This window comes from Parabacteroides sp. AF14-59 (genome assembly GCF_003479515.1).
Lineage (GTDB): Bacteria > Bacteroidota > Bacteroidia > Bacteroidales > Tannerellaceae > Parabacteroides > Parabacteroides faecis.
Window position 1 is genome coordinate 254,050 of sequence record NZ_QUHH01000002.1, and the last position, 17,653, is coordinate 271,702.

A 17,653-nucleotide genomic window follows, 5' to 3' on the forward strand; every position below is an offset into this window, starting at 1 on the left:
TTATCTATCTTTTAGTACAAACAATCTGATCTTTGTATTTTAAATTCAGTATACTGTATTTCTCCCAACCCGTTTTCGGAACGACTTTATCATAGAAAAGCCGCAGGTTATCCAGCTTTTCTTCAAAGTTGTCGAAAGAACCCAGTACAATACGATGGTTGCCCACCCGGGGAATCAGTTCCACTTCGTTATCAGGATGAACATAAATCTGTTCTATCTGATTATTCCAGAACTCATTCTCCTGCAAAAATAATGCAAATTTGTATAAGTCGGTTATCGCCAGCTCTTTTTCGACATATCCGCTTACTAAAGGAACGTCGGCAACATAACGGAAACTGACCGGCATCGTAGTGCCGAGATTATCCACGTAGAAGTTCCCTCTGGAGCTTATCACACGCAAGATAGGAATTTTCTGCTCAACTTCAAGCTTAATGATCCCGGAAGGTGTTTTATATGCTTCGACACGGGCGATCATCTCGTTCTTTTTCAGTTCTGTTTCTATCTTGTCGGTATTGATCGCGTCCATAGGCTTTTTGATCGGGTTCAGATCGGCCTTTTTAAGGATCGACACCAGGTCGCTTTCGCTTACGAAATGTTTGTCAAGACTGTCTTTCACCACGACCTGGAGATCCTGGCACATCTTGTCCTGCCTCATATCCCGGAAGAAAAAGGAAACAAACACGATGTAACAAAACAACAGTGTAGCTACTACTATGGAAACTATACGAATCACAATTTCTTATCCAATATTTGTTTTACAGGTTCGATCAACCGGTCGATATCACCGGCGCCGACCATCAATACAACTTCAAACGTATCCGCCTCTTTCGCTACCAGGTCGAGCAATTCGCTTTTGCGGATCAGCTTCCTGGAAAGAATAGTGACAGCATCGAATATGATTTCCGAAGTGACCCCCGGAATAGGTTCTTCCCGCGCAGGATAAATATCCAGCAGGATCAGTTCGTCCAACAGCGACAGGCTGGCGGCAAAGTCAGGTGCAAAGTCACGTGTACGAGTGTACAGGTGCGGCTGAAAAATGCCCGTCACTTTGCGTCCGGCATAGAGTTCCTTAACGGATTGGATGCTGGCAGCCAGTTCGGCGGGATGGTGTGCATAATCATCGATCAGGACAATATTGTCTTTCTTCAGGTGGAAATCAAAACGGCGTTTCGGACCTCCGAAAGAAGCCATACCTCTTCTTATTTCTTCGGGTGTTACGCCGTTCATCCATGCCAAAGCGATGGCAGCAACACCGTTCTCTATGTTTACTTTTACAGGAACCCCCAACTGGATATCGGCAATACGGATATCAGGGCCTACGAAATCGAACCAAATCTCACCATTACCGATACGGATGTTTTCGGCATGGAAATCGGCTTTTTCAGTTGACAGTTGACAGTTGACAGATGACAGATGACCGTTATCTTCTTCAGCTCCTGTGTAGGTGAAGAGCTTAACGCCTTCTTTCAAGCGGGGTGTCACATCGATACCTTTCTTCATGACCAGGCAACCGTCAGGACGGATCAGTGAGGTAAAATGTTCGAAGCTTTCACGATAGGCTTCTGCCGTACCATAGATATCCAGGTGATCCGGGTCGGCGGCGGTGATCACTGCCATATAAGGAGTCAGCCAATGGAAAGAACGGTCGAACTCATCGGCTTCGATGACGGTCAGGTCACTTTTATCGGAGAGCATCAGGTTACTGTCATAGTTCTTCAGGATACCGCCCAGGAAAGCATTACAATCTACATGCGATTGTTTCAGCAGGTGGGCAAGCATGGAAGAAGTCGTTGTCTTTCCGTGCGTCCCGGCAATACAAAGACCGCGTGAGCAGTTGGTTATTTCACCTAAGACACGGGCACGCTTCATAACTTCAAAGCCGTTCTGACGGAAATAGCTTAGTTCAGTATGCGATTCGGGAACGGCCGGGGTGTAAACTACCAATGTTCGAGCCGGATCCCTGAAGGTATCCGGTATCAGGGAAACATTATCTTCGTAATGAATAACGGCTCCTTCGCGATTTAGCTGAGCGGTCAGGTCGGAGGATGTTTTATCGTATCCGGCTACTTGCTTTCCTTTTGAAAGGAAGTAGCGGATCAAGGCACTCATCCCGATTCCTCCGGCTCCGACAAAATAAACGGCCGTTATCGTATTTATATTCATATCGTTTTCTATTCTATTATTTTAATAATCTCATCGACAATCTGGTCCGCACTGTGATGATGGGCCAACTTTTCTATATTACGGCTCATCAACGCCAACCGTTCGTCGTCGTGAACGACTTCGAGCGCTTTCGTGACCAATTCCTGCTCCGCATCTTTATCTGCAACCATGATCGCCGCGTCTTTGTTTACCAAAGCAAGCGCATTTTTTGTCTGATGATCTTCCGCCACGTTGGGAGAAGGAACCAGAATAACCGGTTTCTTCAACAGGCAAAGCTCGGAAATCGAACTTGCACCGGCACGGGATATGATCAGGTCGGCGGCCGAATAGGCATAATCCATACGGGTGATAAAGTCGGAACACCAGACCGGCATACCACGATAGGCTTTCAGATGCTTGGTGGCTTCGTTGTAATAATAACGTCCGGTCTGCCAGATCACCTGTACGTCGGAAGCGAACAGTTTGTCGAGGTCGCCCTGGATACTCCGGTTGATCGTCCGTGCCCCCAGGCTGCCTCCTACCACCAGGATCGTTCTCTTCTCTGGCAATAGTCCGAAAAAGGACAAAGCCTCTTCCTTCTTATCGAGTGCTTCCTCCAAATCCTGACGGACAGGATTTCCGGTTACCACAATTTTTTCTGCAGGGAAAAACTTCTCCATTCCATCGTAAGCGACACATATTTTCGATGCTTTCTTTGCAAGCAACTTATTCGTCACCCCCGCATAGGAATTCTGCTCCTGAATCAGCGTCGGAATACCTTGCGAAGCCGCCATCCACAGAGTCGGACCACTGGCATAGCCTCCTACGCCTACTGCAATATCGGGACGGAACTCACGGATCGTTTTCTTCGCCATTCCGAGACTTTTACGCAGACGGTTGAGCACCTTTATATTATTGAACAGGTGAGCACGGTCGAAGCCGCTCACCGGTAAACCTACTATCTGATAGCCGGCGGCCGGAACCTTTTCCATTTCCATCCGGTCTTCCGCACCTACAAATAAGATTTCCGCATCAGGAAAACGTTTCCTGATGGTATTGGCGATGGAGATGGCCGGGAAGATATGACCTCCGGTTCCGCCGCCACTTATTATTATACGGTACTGTTTCATTTTCTATTTTGTTTCTGTTACTTCTTCCTCTGTTGCGGGTTGCGTATCAGGCACCCAGTTGGATATTTCTTCTTCCGTGATGGCCGGGGGTGCACCGGCACCTTCAGTTTCCTCTTCCGGAAGCTCATCTTCTTCATTACCCATATTAGCTCCGAAACGGCTTACACTCAGGATGATCCCGAAATAAATACAGGATATCACCGTAGAGGTACCACCACGGCTAACCAACGGCATCGGCTGTCCGGTCACCGGTATCAGGTTGACTGCCACCGCCATATTGGCAAGTGCCTGAACCACGACCAACAAGCCGCATCCCAGCACAAGGTATTTCGGAAAGGCTTTATCGCATTTCCGGGCGATCATCCCGACTCGTACCAACAGCATGATATATAGCATCAGCACGAATACGCCTCCGACTACCCCCAACTCTTCTATAATGATCGCATAAATAAAGTCGGAATAGGCCTGCGGAAGGAAATCCCTCTGCTGACCGTGACCAGGCAACTGTCCGAACAATCCTCCGTGTGCGATTGCGATCTTTGCATGGGAGACCTGGTAGTTATCATCGGTTATCTTATATACACCATTTTCATCCGTATCCGATTCGTGCCCGTCAAAGAAACGTTCCAGACGCCCCTGCCACGTAGCAAAACGATCGGGCAAATATTGGGTGACTCCTGCCGGCGTAAACCGCAACAACATGATAAACAGGATAAGTGCCAATATCAGAACACCCGCCAGTTTACCCAGCTTCAACAGCGGCAATTGTCCGATAAACATCATCAGGAAACACACCCCGAATAACATGAAAGCCGTCGAAAAGTTTTCCGGAAGAATCAGCACGCAAGTCGTTCCCACCCCAATCAGGATATACTTGAATATCTGGTCGTCGGTAAACCTGCTCCGCTTGCTGAGCAGGAAGGCGATGAACACAATAGATGCCAGCTTCGCAAACTCGGAAGGCTGAAACTGTATCCCGAATATCTCCAGCCAACGGTGCGCATCATTGGCATTGATCCCCACAAAAGGCGTGACGATCAACATCAACACCGATACGGGAAGCAACAAAATAAACGCCGGAAAGAACCGGCACGGGACATTGTGCAGCAACAAGACAAGCACAAATCCCCCCAACAGGAAAGTGGCATGCCGGACGATCGGCGCCCAATGATTCGCGTTCTTGTAGGCGATCGTACTCGTGGCACTGAACACCTCAATCACCGAAATCAGGCACAGGAACATAAAGATGATCCATATCACCCGGTCGCCCTTAAATAATTTACTTGCCAGATCCATTTTAATTTATTTTACAAATTACGTACGCAAGCCTTAAACTGATCACCGCGGTCTTCATAACTCTTGAAGAGGTCGAAGCTGGCGCAGCAAGGCGATAACAACACGGTGTCTCCCTTTTCTGCCAGTTTATAAGCCTTGCTTACCGCTTCTTCCATCGAGCGGGCATCTTCAATCTGCGCCACCTTTCCGTCGAAGAAAGTATGCAGTTTGTTATTGTCGACACCCAGGAAGATCAAGGCACGTACTTTTTGTTTTACTAGTTCTTCAATCTCGGAGTAGTCGTTACCCTTGTCCGTTCCGCCCAGTATCAGTACCAGTTTGGTCGTCATACTTTGCAAGGCATACCAGCAAGAGTTCACGTTCGTCGCTTTCGAGTCGTTGATATAATCTACTCCGCGTACACGGGCCACTTTCTCCAGGCGGTGTTCCACCCCGGTAAAGTCACTCAGTGAAGCCCGTATATTTTCATCGTGGATATCGACCACTTTGGATGCGATGCCCGATGCCAGCGAATTGTACAGGTTATGTGTACCCGTTAATGCCAATAAGTCCTGATCCATTGTAAATGTTCCGTTTGAGGTTTCAATTACTATTTGCTTATTATCCGTATATCCCTTCACGCCGTCTTCATGCGTTTCGGCGAATGGGTAAAGAGTTGCCGCAGGATGGCGTTTAGCGATCTCACGGGCAATGATCGGGTCGTCGTTCCAAAAGATGAATGCATCTTCCGACGTTTGGTTCTGGATTATGCGGAACTTGGCGTTCACATAATTCTGCATCTCGTAGTTATAACGGTCCAGATGATCGGGCGTTATATTCAACAAGATAGCTATATCCGCTTTGAAGTCGTACATGTTGTCCAACTGAAAACTGCTCAGTTCGATCACGTAGACCGCGTGCGGGTCTTCGGCAACCTGTAATGCCAGGCTGTTCCCTACGTTTCCGGCCAGGCCGACATCCACTCCGGCTTCTTTCAGGACGTGGTATGTAAGCATGGTAGTCGTTGTCTTACCATTACTTCCGGTAATACAGATCATCTTCGAATCGGTGTATCGCCCGGCAAATTCGATTTCGGAGATGATATGCGTCCCCTGCGCTTTCAGTTTCTGGATCATCGGAGCCTTGTCAGGTATTCCGGGGCTTTTGATGATCTCGTCGGCATTCAGAATGTCGGCTTCGGTATGCTGTCCTTCTTCCCAACGAATCCCGTGGGCGTCGAGCATATCCTTATACTTGGGTTTGATAGACGAAAAGTCAGAAACGAACACGTCAAATCCTTTTGCCTTCGCCAACACGGCTGCACCTGCACCGCTTTCTCCTCCCCCTAATACAACAATCCGCTTCATAAAAAACTTTATTTTTTAGTTGACAGTTGACAAGTGACGGTTGACAGGTATCAGTCGCTAACCTTATCTGTCAACTGTCATCTGTCACTTGTCAACTGAATTTATCTCATCTTCAATGTCACAATCGTAATAACCGCCAGAATAATACCGATCAACCAGAAACGTACCACGATCTTCGATTCGGGCACCACGTTGAACGGTTTTTGCAGCAACGCTTGTATTCCTGCGTTTCCCGCCTTCTGGAAATGATGGTGCAACGGCGTCATCTTAAATATACGACGCCCTTCACCATACTTCTTTTTTGTATATTTGAAGTAGGCAACCTGTACCATAACCGAAATACTTTCAGCGAGAAAAATACCACAAAGAATCGGTATTAGCAACTCTTTACGTATAATTATAGCGAACACAGCAATAATACCTCCCAACGTCAAACTACCCGTATCTCCCATAAACACCTGTGCCGGGTATGAATTATACCAAAGGAAACCGACTGTTGCCCCGATAAAGGCAGCAGCAAAAACCACCAATTCCTCTGCACCGGGGATAAACATGATATTCAGGAAGGAAGCAAATTCGAAGTGGGCAGACATATAGGCCAATATACCCAATGCAACCCCGATAATAGCGGAACTTCCTGCCGCCAGTCCGTCCAGTCCGTCGGTAAGGTTCGCACCGTTAGAAACGGCCGTCACCACGAATATGGTCATCAAAACGAATACCAGCCAGGCTGCTTCTTCTTTATAATCGCCTGCCCAGCTAACCAGTTGGGCATAATCGAAATTATTATTCTTCATAAATGGAATGGTCGTCTTGGTCGATTTGGTTTCCACCGTGTGATAATGAACTTCCTCGATTACGTTATCGTGACGCACTTCCATATTCTCTTTGATCACGACATCAGGACTCATAAACAACACCAGCCCGACAATCAGCCCCAGGCCGACCTGACCTACGATCTTGAATTTACCGTGCATTCCTTCTTTGTTCTTACGGAATACTTTAATGTAATCGTCGGCAAAGCCCAGAGCACCCAGCCAAACGGTGGTAACCATCATCAGGATCACATAGATGTTATTCAGTTTCGCACAAAGCAAGGTCGGAATCAGAATCGCAATGATGATAATGATTCCACCCATCGTCGGAGTGCCTTTCTTGCTCATCTGTCCTTCCAATCCGAGATTACGTACCGTCTCGCCGATCTGCAACATCTGCAAGCGGTCGATAATACGGCGGCCGATGGCTGTCGAGATGAACAAAGAGAGAATCAACGCCAATCCGGAACGGAATGATACATATTTAAACATACCCGCTCCAGGTAAGTCGAATTGATCCAGATAATTAAAAAGATAATACAACATAAAAACTTTGTTTTCAGTTGACAAGTGACAAGTGACAGTTGACAGTTATTTGTGATGTACATTTAACTGTCAACCGTCATCTGTCAACTGTCAACTATTAAATATATTTCTTATTACTTCCCGGTCGTCAAAATGGTGTTTTACGCCTTTCACGTCCTGATAATCTTCATGTCCTTTACCGGCCACGAGGATCACATCGCCTTTCTTTGCCAGCATAGTCGCTGTCTTGATCGCTTGCATACGATCAGTGATGCAAAGCGTACGTTCCATATCCGCCTTACTCAGTCCGGCCACCATATCCCGAATGATCTCGTCAGGTTCTTCTAAACGAGGATTATCAGAGGTCAGGATCACCTGGTCGCTCAGTTTGGCAGCTTCTTTCGCCATCAGCGGACGTTTGCCTTTGTCACGGTTGCCACCCGCCCCCACCACGGTGATGATGCGGCCTCTGCCGTCGAGCACTTCCTGGATACCATTCAGTACATTTGTCAAGGCATCAGGTGTATGGGCGTAATCGACAATCGCCGTATAACCGAGCGGAGATTGTATCGTTTCAAAACGGCCGGAGACCGAATGCAACGTACTCAGGACGATCAGCGTTTCCTCCGGGTCCTTCCCTAAAGAAACAGCAGCACCGTACACAGCCAACAGGTTGTAAGCATTGAAACGGCCTACGAAATGCACGATCACGTCACGTCCGTTGATAACCATTTCGGTTCCTTCAAAATGAGATTCGAGAATCTTTCCTTTGAAGTCTGCCAAGGTACGGAGCGAATAGGTCAGTTTCCTGGCCGCCGTGTTCTGGAGCATGACCAGACCTGATTTATCGTCTGCGTTAGTCAACGCAAAAGCATCGGCAGGCAGGTCGTCGAAGAATTTCTTCTTTGCCTTCAGGTAATTCTCTACCGTTTTATGATAATCCAGATGGTCGCGTGTCAGGTTGGTAAAAATACCACCGTCGAACGACAGGCCACTGATACGTTTCTGGTCGATCGAATGGGAACTGACTTCCATAAAGGCATATTCGCATCCGGCTTCTACCATGCGTGCCATCAGGCCGTGGAGAGTGATCGGGTCGGGCGTCGTATGATCGGTCGGGATCGCTTCGCCGTCGATATAATTGCATACGGTTGAAAGCAGTCCTACCTTATGCCCCATCTTACGGAACATTTCATACAATAAAGTCGCGATCGTCGTCTTACCGTTCGTTCCGGTAACACCTACCAGCGTCAGTTTGTCCGAAGGATTGCCATACCAGGTCGAGACGACCTTACCTAATGCGTCCGCCGAATCTTTCACCCGGATAAAACAAATGTTTCTCCCGAATGAAACTTCCCTTTCTTCCGAAAGGGATGGAATTTCCTCGCAGATGACCGCTACGGCTCCTTTGGCAATAGCTCCGTCGATATAGGCATGTCCGTCGACTGCCGTGCCTCTGACCGCTACGAATAAAAAGCCGTTTTCCACCTTACGGGAGTCGGACTGGATACCTGTGATTTTTACATCATCAGCACCCACTGTTTCCAGTACATCCAACGTATGAATCAATTTCTTCAGTTCCATATTCTATCTGTTTGCAGACAGGTCAGAAAACCTGTCCTTCTATTATTTTAATGTTAAGCGGATGGACTGTCCTTTGGCAATCCGCGTTCCCGGTCCCATCGACTGGGAGGAAACTCGTCCCATTCCATCCAATACCACTCGTAAACCTGCACTTTCAAGCAAGTAGACAGCATCTTTCGCTCCCATGCCGATCACATTCGGAACCAGTCCTTCACGGATCGTCAGATCACGCAGATGAAGTTCTTCATCTCCTTCTTCCCGCTTAGAGGTCACCCATTTTGTTTCCAGGCTATCCGTGTTTGCACTGACATCGAGCTTGCCCAATACATTTTCCAACGCATCCAGATTACCGTTCTTTGCCGCCGGCAGCATAACCGCCAATGAATCGCGTTCCATATCGCGCACGTCGAACGACATATGGCTGGCATAGACTTTCTCGGCAATGGCCTTCACTACGCCTCCGGACATCGTACCCCCTGAAGGATAACCGATACGCGGACGGCGGATCACAACGATACAGGAATACTTTGGTTCATCGGCCGGGAAATATCCGCAAAAAGCGACCTGGTGACCGCTCGTACGGTAAACACCACCGGATGCGATCTGTGCCGTACCTGTCTTTCCTGCGATACGGATAATATCCGAATGCACGGCTTTACCTGTTCCCTGCTCAACCACACCCAACAACATATCTTTGATAATAGCCAGTGTATTGTCGGAACAGATCGACGATTTCAGGACTTCCGTCGAGAAACTCTGCACCGTCTTGCCATTGTGCATGATCTCTTTGGTAAACATCGGGCGCACCATCTTACCGCCGTTCGCTATGGCATTGAAGAATGTCAGCGTATAGATCGGAGGTATCTGCGTTTCGTATCCGAACGACATCCAGGGCAACGTAGTCTTCGACCAATATAAAGTGGTATCATTCGGCATACGTATCTTGGCACGTCCGGCTCCCGGTATTTCCAGGTTCAGCGGGATAGTCAGACCTAGTTTATACAGGCCTTCCACATATTTAGTCGGGTTCTTTTCGTATCCTTTCAGAATGATCTTGGCAACACCGATATTCGATGAATACCAGATCGCCTGTTCTGCCGAGATACGACCGTAACCGCCTTTGTTCATATTATGGTCGGTCATGCGGGCTCCTTTATACATATAAATACCTTTGCCGACATCCACCGTATCGCTCGGCTGGCAGACGCCATCTTCCAACGCCACCATCATAGAAGCGACCTTGAAGGTAGAGCCCGGCTCTATCTCATCAGCCACAGCATGGTTTTTCGTTTCGGCATAAGCACCTTCACGGATACGCCCCATATTGGTTATTGCCTTTATCTCGCCTGTGGAAACTTCCATCACTACAGCTGTTCCCGATTCGGCATCGATCTTCTTCAACATATCGACCAATGACTTCTCGGTTATATCCTGGATATTGATATCTATCGTCGTACGGATATCCATACCGTCCACCGGCTCCACCTCAACGACATTCGTCCAACCGCCACCTACACGACGTACCGAACTCAAACCGGCTTCGCCCCGGAGCAACGAATCGTATTGCAACTCCAGACCATTCTTACCCTTGGTCATACCTCCGGCTTCAATTTCACCATAGATATCTCCGATCGTACGGGAAGCCAGTGTTCCGAACGGCTTCTGACGCTGCACCATTTCCTTTGTATAGAATCCGCTCTTGTACCGGCTTAAACGGAGAAACGGATATTTCTTCATCTCTTTCAGGTCGGTATAAGAAGCACGGCCTTCATAGACGGGATACTGGCGGCTTTTACTTTTCAGTCCGCGAAGCAGATGAGCCTTATATCCGGCCGGTGTCCGGTTTTTGAATTTCCGGGATAAATAGACCGACAAAGAATCGACTCCGTTCACCTTCGAACTCAGGAACGTATCGACAGAAAATCCATCGGCCCGGAAGTCTATATAGGTATAGTAACGAGGCACACTGGTAGCCATCAGCTTTCCATCGGAAGAATAGATGTTTCCGCGTCCGGGCAATATCAGACGGTTCGGGCGTTTCTGGCTTTCTGCCACTTTTTCCCATTTCTCCTTTTCCACGAAAGCTGTATCAAACGTGCGTAGCAATATTCCAACCGCTATAAGCCCCAACAGCAGCACGACAATAAAGTAACAGAATAATATACGGTTACTCTTCGGGGCAGTTTCTATTGGTTCGATCTCTTCAGCCATATTTATTTGTATAATTCATACGGCGGAGTTTTGGCTCCTTCCAGTTCAATACCTTGTTCTTCAATCAATAATTCAACTTGCGACTGGCGGCTGTTACCCGTCAGTTCCGATGAGATGGACAATGCCTCAAAACGTATGTCGCGCAGACGTTGTTGCAGGCGGTCGATCTCACGTAGTTTTTGCATGCAGGTGTAGCGGTTTCCGATAAAGAAGAATATCATTATCACAACAAGCACGATCATCCGTGTGTGTTTAACGATAAAATCCTCATTCAGGATACCACCGCCCAGCACATACAAAAGAGAAAGACGTTTCTCTTTTTTCTTCGACTTTTTACGTTGTTGTTTTTCCTCCATACTTTTTTAGTTGACAGTTGACAAGTGACAGTTGACAGTTTTCTTTAAGACAAATATCTGTCCACTGTCACTTGTCAACTGTCAACTTTTCTGCAATTCTCAATTTGGCACTTCTCGAACGGGGGTTTCTTTCAATCTCCTCGTTGGAAGGCACAATCACTTTATTGTTTACCATACGAAATGGCGTTTGTACATTTCCGAAAAAGTCTTGCTCGCTTTTTCCTTCAAAGTTTCCTGTTTTCAGGAAATTCTTTACCAGCCTGTCTTCCAGTGAATGGTAAGTGATTACAACCAAACGTCCGCCGGGCTTTAATACCTGCAGGGTTTGTTGCAGCATTTCTTTCAAGGCACGCATTTCGTCGTTCACCTCGATGCGAAGTGCCTGGAATGCCTGTGCCAAGAACTTTTTCTCTTTGTCTTTTCCGGTGAAGGGTTTAACCAACTCCAGGAAGTCACCGATCGTTTCTATTTTCTTGTTTTCACGCGCTCTGACGATCAACGAAGCCAACCTACGGGCCACTTTCAGTTCGCCGTACAGGTAAAAAACATCTGCCAACGCTTCTTCCGTATAGGTGTTGACGATATCGGCAGCCGTCTGACCGGCACGGGTGTTCATACGCATATCCAATGCCCCGTCGAAACGAAAAGAGAATCCGCGGTCTTTATCATCGAAATGATGAGAGGAGACACCCAGGTCGGCTAACAATCCGTCGACTTCACCATTCACGCCATGATAGCGCATAAAATTATATAAATAACGAAAATTACTGCGGACAAACACAAAACGGGGATCATCAGGAATATTATGTTCGGCGTCGGCATCCTGGTCAAATCCGTAAAGTTCGCTATCGCTATCCATCCGTTTCAGGATTTCACGCGAATGTCCTCCTCCTCCGAAAGTCACATCAACATAGATGCCCCCTTCTTGAATATTCAGACCTTTCACGCTTTCATCGAGCATCACCGGTACATGATAGCTGTTCTCTTTCTCTTCCATTTTATGTCTTACATGTTAAACTTTCCCTTAAACAAAAGCACCGTACTTCGTTGGCAACTGGCACTTTACTCTATTTGTGGGTAAAATTAAACATTTATCAAATTACCTTCCAAGAAATATAAGAGAAAAGTACAAAAAAGTTATCAACAGGTAGGAGATTTTACTTTTCTCTTGATAGAAAAGTAAGCAAAAAGTCAAGGGGGCACCGGCTTCGCTCAAACAACACAGCCTCCGGACACTCCGTCTTTCCCCTTCGCTTCACGCTCTCACCCACTGATGCCATTCATAGAACGCGCTGCGTTCTCTTAGGATGGCTGCTACCGACAGGGTAGTCATGTAACTGATGTGTAATTCCGTAATGGGTCGAACAGGGAATAAAATACAATTTCCTCCTTAGGAAACCAGAGTTTCCTCGGGAGGAAATTATAGTTCCCCGCGCAGGAAACTCCAGTTTCTTCAGGAGGGAACTCCAGTTTCCTAAACACGAAACTACGAGGAAACTGTAATAAATTAATAATCAGTCCAGTTTCACAGAAATGACTTCTCCTTCTTTTATAGCTTTATGAAGCAGTGTTTTCCCTTCTGATTTAACAGTAACAACCGGCTTTCCATTCTCACGGATCACTTCAATATCGAATGTTGCATTGAATGCTTTTATTTTACGCAAGCTCATCTTATCCCACTCTGCCGGTAAACGCGGAGTAAAGGTGAAAGATTTCAATCCTGTCGGACGAATACCGAACATTCCTTCCGTAACGATACGGCAATATAAACCGCTTTCCGCAGAAAGATGGCGTTGGCTTCCTTCCGGCCATGCTTCGATGGCATAAGGGACATGGTCTCCCAGCAGGCGACGGTTAGAATAGAACTTTAAGTATTCCGTTGCTTTTTCCGTTGCTCCGCAGGCATACACTCCCCTCAAAGCGTAAAGGGTTGAACGATCCCAGAAAGTCTCGCTTCCCGCCTGGGTCAGCAAGCCGTTTTCAGTCCACAGACGGGGAGAAAAAAGAGCGTTAATCGTACCTTCCTTACGATCAAATATCCCGACAGTCAAAGGAATACAAATCCATGAACGAAGAATATCATTTCCTTCATAATATTGATAAGTATCGAATCCTTCGACTTTAGCACCGAAATAGTCTTCCATATTTTTACGAAGATCTTTTGCCTGCTTTCCATAATCAGCCAAAACGGAAAATGGCTTTTGCAAGTCTTTTCCCAAATATACGGCAGAACATAAAGCATCATAATACAATGAAGAGGTGCAAAGATTGGCTTTTCCGGCAGGGAAACGCCCTTCCAGTTCATCCGAATCAGAGGCGACCACGCCTTGCTCATTCAGATTTCGACGACAATATTCCAGACACCATTCGATAAGGGGCCACAACTCTTCGGCTTCTGCCTTATCGCCTCTCGCCAAAGCATAACGGGAAGCCCCGTAAGCAACCATCGCAGCATCTCCACGGTCGCCGGCTCCTCCCCAAACGTCTATGCCTTCCGCGATGATCGAACTCGGTATTTTCTTATACTCCGGATTCATAAAACGGGCAAAGTGTTTAAATGAATTAAGGGCAGAACCATTCCCTACTTTATATCCCATATAAGGGAAGAAAGGATTGATATATTCAGCCTGGTCATTCGCCCAGATAGCAGCATAATAGGACTCTCCACCCGGTCCGTGCATGAATCCGCCTTTCGTATCGTAAATACTTTCTGCTCCACGTATCTTAGCGAAAGCAAACATTGTATTGACAACAGGGTCCGGTGTCTCCAGGATCAGGTTATCCCAAAAACCGGCAATAAGGTCTTTACGTGCCTGAAGTTCTTTTTCAATATCCGGTTTCAACTCCGTTTCTCCATTTTTATATCCGGTAATAGCGGCATAAAATACCAACTCCTCCTTGGGTTGGAGTTGCCTGGTTGTCCCTCCTATGATTTCCGAAACCAATTTATAGCTTCCGTCTACACCTTTCGCAGCCTCCGTATTCGTTACAGCACGCGATTCGGGGACTTCTACCACGAGAGGAGTTTCTCCCGTATTTCGTAAGATATATTTTTCATATACCGCTGGATTTGTCACGGCCGGAAAGATCACACGCGTCAGCTTTGCCTTTGCATTACGCGACAACTCCACTGTACTTTCAACAGTCATTTTACCATCCAGCGTAATTTTATTCACTTTTTCCCCGGACAGCGATTGCCCGTTTACAGAGACCATATCCGAAGCGTTCCAGGCAAAACGACGCATCAAACTGGCATGCGTATTATTCGGCAAAGTCCGCAGCATCGGCCAGATCAAACTCTTATTCAACTCGAAAGAGCCGTCTGCATTCACCCCGTAACGAAGTACAGTCGAAACCTTCAAGCCACTCATTTCAATATGGTCATAATGAGGAATACGGTCTTTTATTTCCCATGAGATACTGCCGTCGGGGTTGATCGACCAACGGTTTTGAGCGACCAAAAAGCCAGAATTGAGAAAGGCTAAACAGAAAAACACAATAAAAAGAATTTTCTTCATACTTACATATTGTTATAAGGTGTAACTAAAAAACTAACCAGTTAATCCTTACAAAGATAGTATTTCAGAGCATTCTTATTTATCTTCCTGCGCCAAAATTTCAAATTTAGTTTTAATACGATCATCAGCCGAAGAGTTTCCTACTACCAGCTCAAAAGATCCTGTATTTAATACAAATTCGTTATTTTGATTCCAATGAGATAAATCTTCCCGCGTCAAAGTAAAATAAATTGTCTTTTTCTCATTCTTTTCCAATGAAACACGTTCAAACCTTTTCAACTGTTTTAATGGCATTTGAGTATTTGATGTCATATCATGTATATAAAGCTGGACAACTTCCGCTCCCGCCCTCTTTCCTATATTCTTAATATCAACAGATACTTCCAGATTTTCATCCTTTCGAATTTTACTTTTACTCAATTGCAAATTGGCAATTTCAAACTCTGTATAGCTTAGACCATATCCAAAAGGATAAAGTGGAGGTTGCTTCAAATACATATAAGTCCTTCCTTTCGATATTTCATAATCATCAAAGGGAGGTAAATCCTTTATCGAATCATAGAAAGTCAATGGCAACTTTCCAGAGGGAGTATAATCTCCAAAAAGAATATCCGCAATAGCTGCACCTCCTTGTTCACCCGGATACCAGGCATCAATGATCGCCGGCACATGCTGATCAATCCAATTAATGGTCATAGAACTACCTGCCACAAGAACAACTATCGTCTTTGGATTTGCCTTATAAATTTCCTGTATGAATTTCACTTGATCAGCAGGTAAGTCCAAAGAAGTTCTGTCGCGTCCTTCTCTCTCATTCGTTTTATTTATGCCTAATACGGCAATAATAACATCACTCTTTCTTGCTATACTTTTTTCTTTTTTAAAGGCTTCTGTCCCGGATATTTCCAACAATTTCCATTTTAAGGCAGTATAAGCCTTATTGGCATCACAAACATATTCATATTTTATCGAATAATTATCCCCCGCTGTCAAATCCAACTCAATTCCGGAGTCGGTTTCTTTTGAATTCTGTTCAAGAAGAAGTCGTTCATTCAAATAAAATCGAGTGTTTCCCTTTGAACTTAAACCTAACTTATACTTCCCAGTTACCGGCACACTCAGGTTTCCGCACCAACGAACCGATATTTGCCCTTTGGGTATTAACGGGTTAGGAGGCTGATTCGCAGGATCAAACTGAATTAATTTATCAGTAGATTCCACTGGCGTTCCCTGAAAATCTATATTAGAATAATAAGATACTGTCAGGCCTTTCTCTGTTTTCCCGTTTTTTTCAAATGAAAAAAACTCTGTATTCACCGTTTCATATTCGATTGGATTTGTCACCCATGGTACATAACGAATATCAATATGGGCATCTGCCACTTTATCCTTAATACCTTGCAGAGGAGAAACAGGTTCATTCAACGGAGTACCACTGTAATCACCAAATTCTGCAACCCCGGCGTTTATCCCGAACACTGCCATACTTTTTATTTTCTTTTTATTCAAAGGTAAAAGGCCATTCGAGTTTTTTAAAAGAACAATCGATTGTCTCGCAGTTTCCAAAGCTAATTGCTGATGTTTTTCAGATCCTATCACAGAGGGTGATATTTGGGCATATAAATTCAAATCCGGATCATCGAAAATACCTAATTTAAAACGAGCCCTTAATACCCTGAATGCTGCCCTATCGATTTCTGACTCTGTCACAAGACCTTGCTCTAATGCCTTTGGTAAATAATCGGTAAAAATAAAGCATTCCGAACAATAACCGCCGCACTCCAAATCCAATCCGGCTTTTAAAGCTTTCTGTGCAGCCTCTTCCCTGGTTTCTACATAATGGTGATCTGAATAAAGAAAGCCCGGTGCTCCACAATCTGAAACTACATAACCATTAAATCCCCATTCGTTTCTTAGAACATCTGTCAGTAACCATTTATTCGCAGTACAAGGTATCCCATTTATTGCATTATAAGCACTCATAATAGATTCGGCCTTTCCTTCAGTAACCAAAGCCTTAAATGCTGGCAAATAATAAGATCTCAATGTCTGCTCCGATACTTCCATCTTACACTCAAAACGATTATGTTCCTCATTGTTTCCTGCAAAATGTTTCGGAGTAGATACTACTTTCAAATATCTAGGATCGTCACCTTGTAATCCTTTAACAAATGCAACTCCAATCTGGGATGTCAGATAACAATCCTCACCGTATGTCTCCGGGGTTCGTCCCCAACGAGGATCTCGTGCCATATTTACTGTTGGAGACCAAAACGCCAATAAATCACTGAATTTACTTGTTTGCTTTTTCCCCTGTTCCAACTCATTCCATTTAGCTCGTGCTTCATCTGAAATTGCAGTTGAGACATGATAGATCAGATCCGGATTCCAAGTTGCAGCCAAACCTATTGCCTGCGGAAACACAGTAAACTTCCCTGGCCTGACTACTCCGTGCAAGGCTTCATTTCCATGATCATACTTTGCAACTCCCAAACGTGGTATTGCCGGAGAGACTTCCCTTAACAACAGTATCTTCTCATTTGTAGTCATTTGAGACAACAAATCGTTTACCCGATTATCGATAGAGGCTTCCGGATCCTCAAATACATCTATTTTCCCATTCTGATTAAAATCAATCCATTTCTTTTCCTGAGAATAAGAATGAAGAGAGTAAATAAAAAAGAGAACAAACAAGAAGAATATTTTTTTCATAATATATTTACAGCTTAT

12 protein-coding genes are annotated in these 17,653 nt (G+C 45.6%); all 12 read right to left on the reverse strand.

From position 1 onward, the window contains the following. Positions 1-4 precede the first annotated feature (4 nt). Positions 5-733: a cell division protein FtsQ/DivIB gene (locus DWW23_RS03280; RefSeq protein WP_122351852.1), complete on the reverse strand. Its 729-nt coding sequence runs from the start codon at positions 731-733 to the stop codon at positions 5-7. Further along, positions 730-2,163: a UDP-N-acetylmuramate--L-alanine ligase gene (murC, locus tag DWW23_RS03285; RefSeq protein WP_122351853.1), complete on the reverse strand. Its 1,434-nt coding sequence runs from the start codon at positions 2,161-2,163 to the stop codon at positions 730-732. The genes DWW23_RS03280 and murC overlap by 4 nt, the downstream gene beginning before the upstream one ends. An 8-nt stretch (positions 2,164-2,171) precedes the next feature. Further along, positions 2,172-3,272, reverse strand: coding sequence for an undecaprenyldiphospho-muramoylpentapeptide beta-N-acetylglucosaminyltransferase (gene murG, locus DWW23_RS03290; RefSeq protein ID WP_122351854.1), 1,101 nt, complete (start codon positions 3,270-3,272; stop codon positions 2,172-2,174). Between the two features lie 3 nt (positions 3,273-3,275). Then, entirely contained in the window at positions 3,276-4,568 is a 1,293-nt protein-coding gene (locus DWW23_RS03295; protein WP_122351855.1) for an FtsW/RodA/SpoVE family cell cycle protein, read from the reverse strand. 11 nt (positions 4,569-4,579) lie between these two features. After that, a complete protein-coding gene (gene murD / locus DWW23_RS03300; protein WP_122351856.1) occupies positions 4,580-5,914 on the reverse strand; it encodes a UDP-N-acetylmuramoyl-L-alanine--D-glutamate ligase in 1,335 nt (444 codons plus the stop codon). A gap of 101 nt (positions 5,915-6,015) precedes the next feature. After that, on the reverse strand, positions 6,016-7,275 hold the full coding sequence (mraY, locus tag DWW23_RS03305; RefSeq protein ID WP_122351857.1) for a phospho-N-acetylmuramoyl-pentapeptide-transferase: 1,260 nt from the start codon (positions 7,273-7,275) through the stop codon (positions 6,016-6,018). Positions 7,276-7,365: 90 nt separating this feature from the next. Then, a complete protein-coding gene (locus DWW23_RS03310) occupies positions 7,366-8,838 on the reverse strand; it encodes a UDP-N-acetylmuramoyl-L-alanyl-D-glutamate--2,6-diaminopimelate ligase (RefSeq protein ID WP_122351858.1) in 1,473 nt (490 codons plus the stop codon). A gap of 42 nt (positions 8,839-8,880) precedes the next feature. After that, positions 8,881-11,049, reverse strand: coding sequence for a penicillin-binding protein (locus tag DWW23_RS03315; RefSeq protein ID WP_122351859.1), 2,169 nt, complete (start codon positions 11,047-11,049; stop codon positions 8,881-8,883). A 2-nt stretch (positions 11,050-11,051) separates the two neighbouring features. Then, positions 11,052-11,405, reverse strand: a complete 354-nt coding sequence (locus tag DWW23_RS03320; RefSeq protein ID WP_009859918.1) for an FtsL-like putative cell division protein — start codon at positions 11,403-11,405, stop codon at positions 11,052-11,054. A gap of 67 nt (positions 11,406-11,472) precedes the next feature. Next, positions 11,473-12,402 carry a 16S rRNA (cytosine(1402)-N(4))-methyltransferase RsmH gene (gene rsmH / locus DWW23_RS03325; protein ID WP_122351860.1) on the reverse strand — a complete coding sequence of 310 codons (930 nt, stop codon included), beginning with the start codon at positions 12,400-12,402 and terminating at the stop codon, positions 11,473-11,475. A gap of 517 nt (positions 12,403-12,919) precedes the next feature. Next, entirely contained in the window at positions 12,920-14,923 is a 2,004-nt protein-coding gene (locus tag DWW23_RS03330; RefSeq protein ID WP_122351861.1) for a hypothetical protein, read from the reverse strand. Positions 14,924-14,998: 75 nt separating this feature from the next. Continuing rightward, positions 14,999-17,635 (reverse strand): glycoside hydrolase family 3 C-terminal domain-containing protein, encoded by a 2,637-nt coding sequence (locus DWW23_RS03335; protein ID WP_122351862.1) that lies wholly within the window; start codon positions 17,633-17,635, stop codon positions 14,999-15,001. Positions 17,636-17,653: the final 18 nt, after the last annotated feature.

Coding starts and splice junctions, on each gene's coding strand:
- murC (WP_122351853.1), bottom strand. CDS start 2,163: ATGAATATAAATACGATAACGGCCGTTTATTTTGTCGGAGCCGGAGGA.
- murG (WP_122351854.1), bottom strand. CDS start 3,272: ATGAAACAGTACCGTATAATAATAAGTGGCGGCGGAACCGGAGGTCAT.
- DWW23_RS03295 (WP_122351855.1), bottom strand. CDS start 4,568: ATGGATCTGGCAAGTAAATTATTTAAGGGCGACCGGGTGATATGGATC.
- murD (WP_122351856.1), bottom strand. CDS start 5,914: ATGAAGCGGATTGTTGTATTAGGGGGAGGAGAAAGCGGTGCAGGTGCA.
- mraY (WP_122351857.1), bottom strand. CDS start 7,275: ATGTTGTATTATCTTTTTAATTATCTGGATCAATTCGACTTACCTGGA.
- DWW23_RS03310 (WP_122351858.1), bottom strand. CDS start 8,838: ATGGAACTGAAGAAATTGATTCATACGTTGGATGTACTGGAAACAGTG.
- DWW23_RS03315 (WP_122351859.1), bottom strand. CDS start 11,049: ATGGCTGAAGAGATCGAACCAATAGAAACTGCCCCGAAGAGTAACCGT.
- DWW23_RS03320 (WP_009859918.1), bottom strand. CDS start 11,405: ATGGAGGAAAAACAACAACGTAAAAAGTCGAAGAAAAAAGAGAAACGT.
- rsmH (WP_122351860.1), bottom strand. CDS start 12,402: ATGGAAGAGAAAGAGAACAGCTATCATGTACCGGTGATGCTCGATGAA.
- DWW23_RS03330 (WP_122351861.1), bottom strand. CDS start 14,923: ATGAAGAAAATTCTTTTTATTGTGTTTTTCTGTTTAGCCTTTCTCAAT.
- DWW23_RS03335 (WP_122351862.1), bottom strand. CDS start 17,635: ATGAAAAAAATATTCTTCTTGTTTGTTCTCTTTTTTATTTACTCTCTT.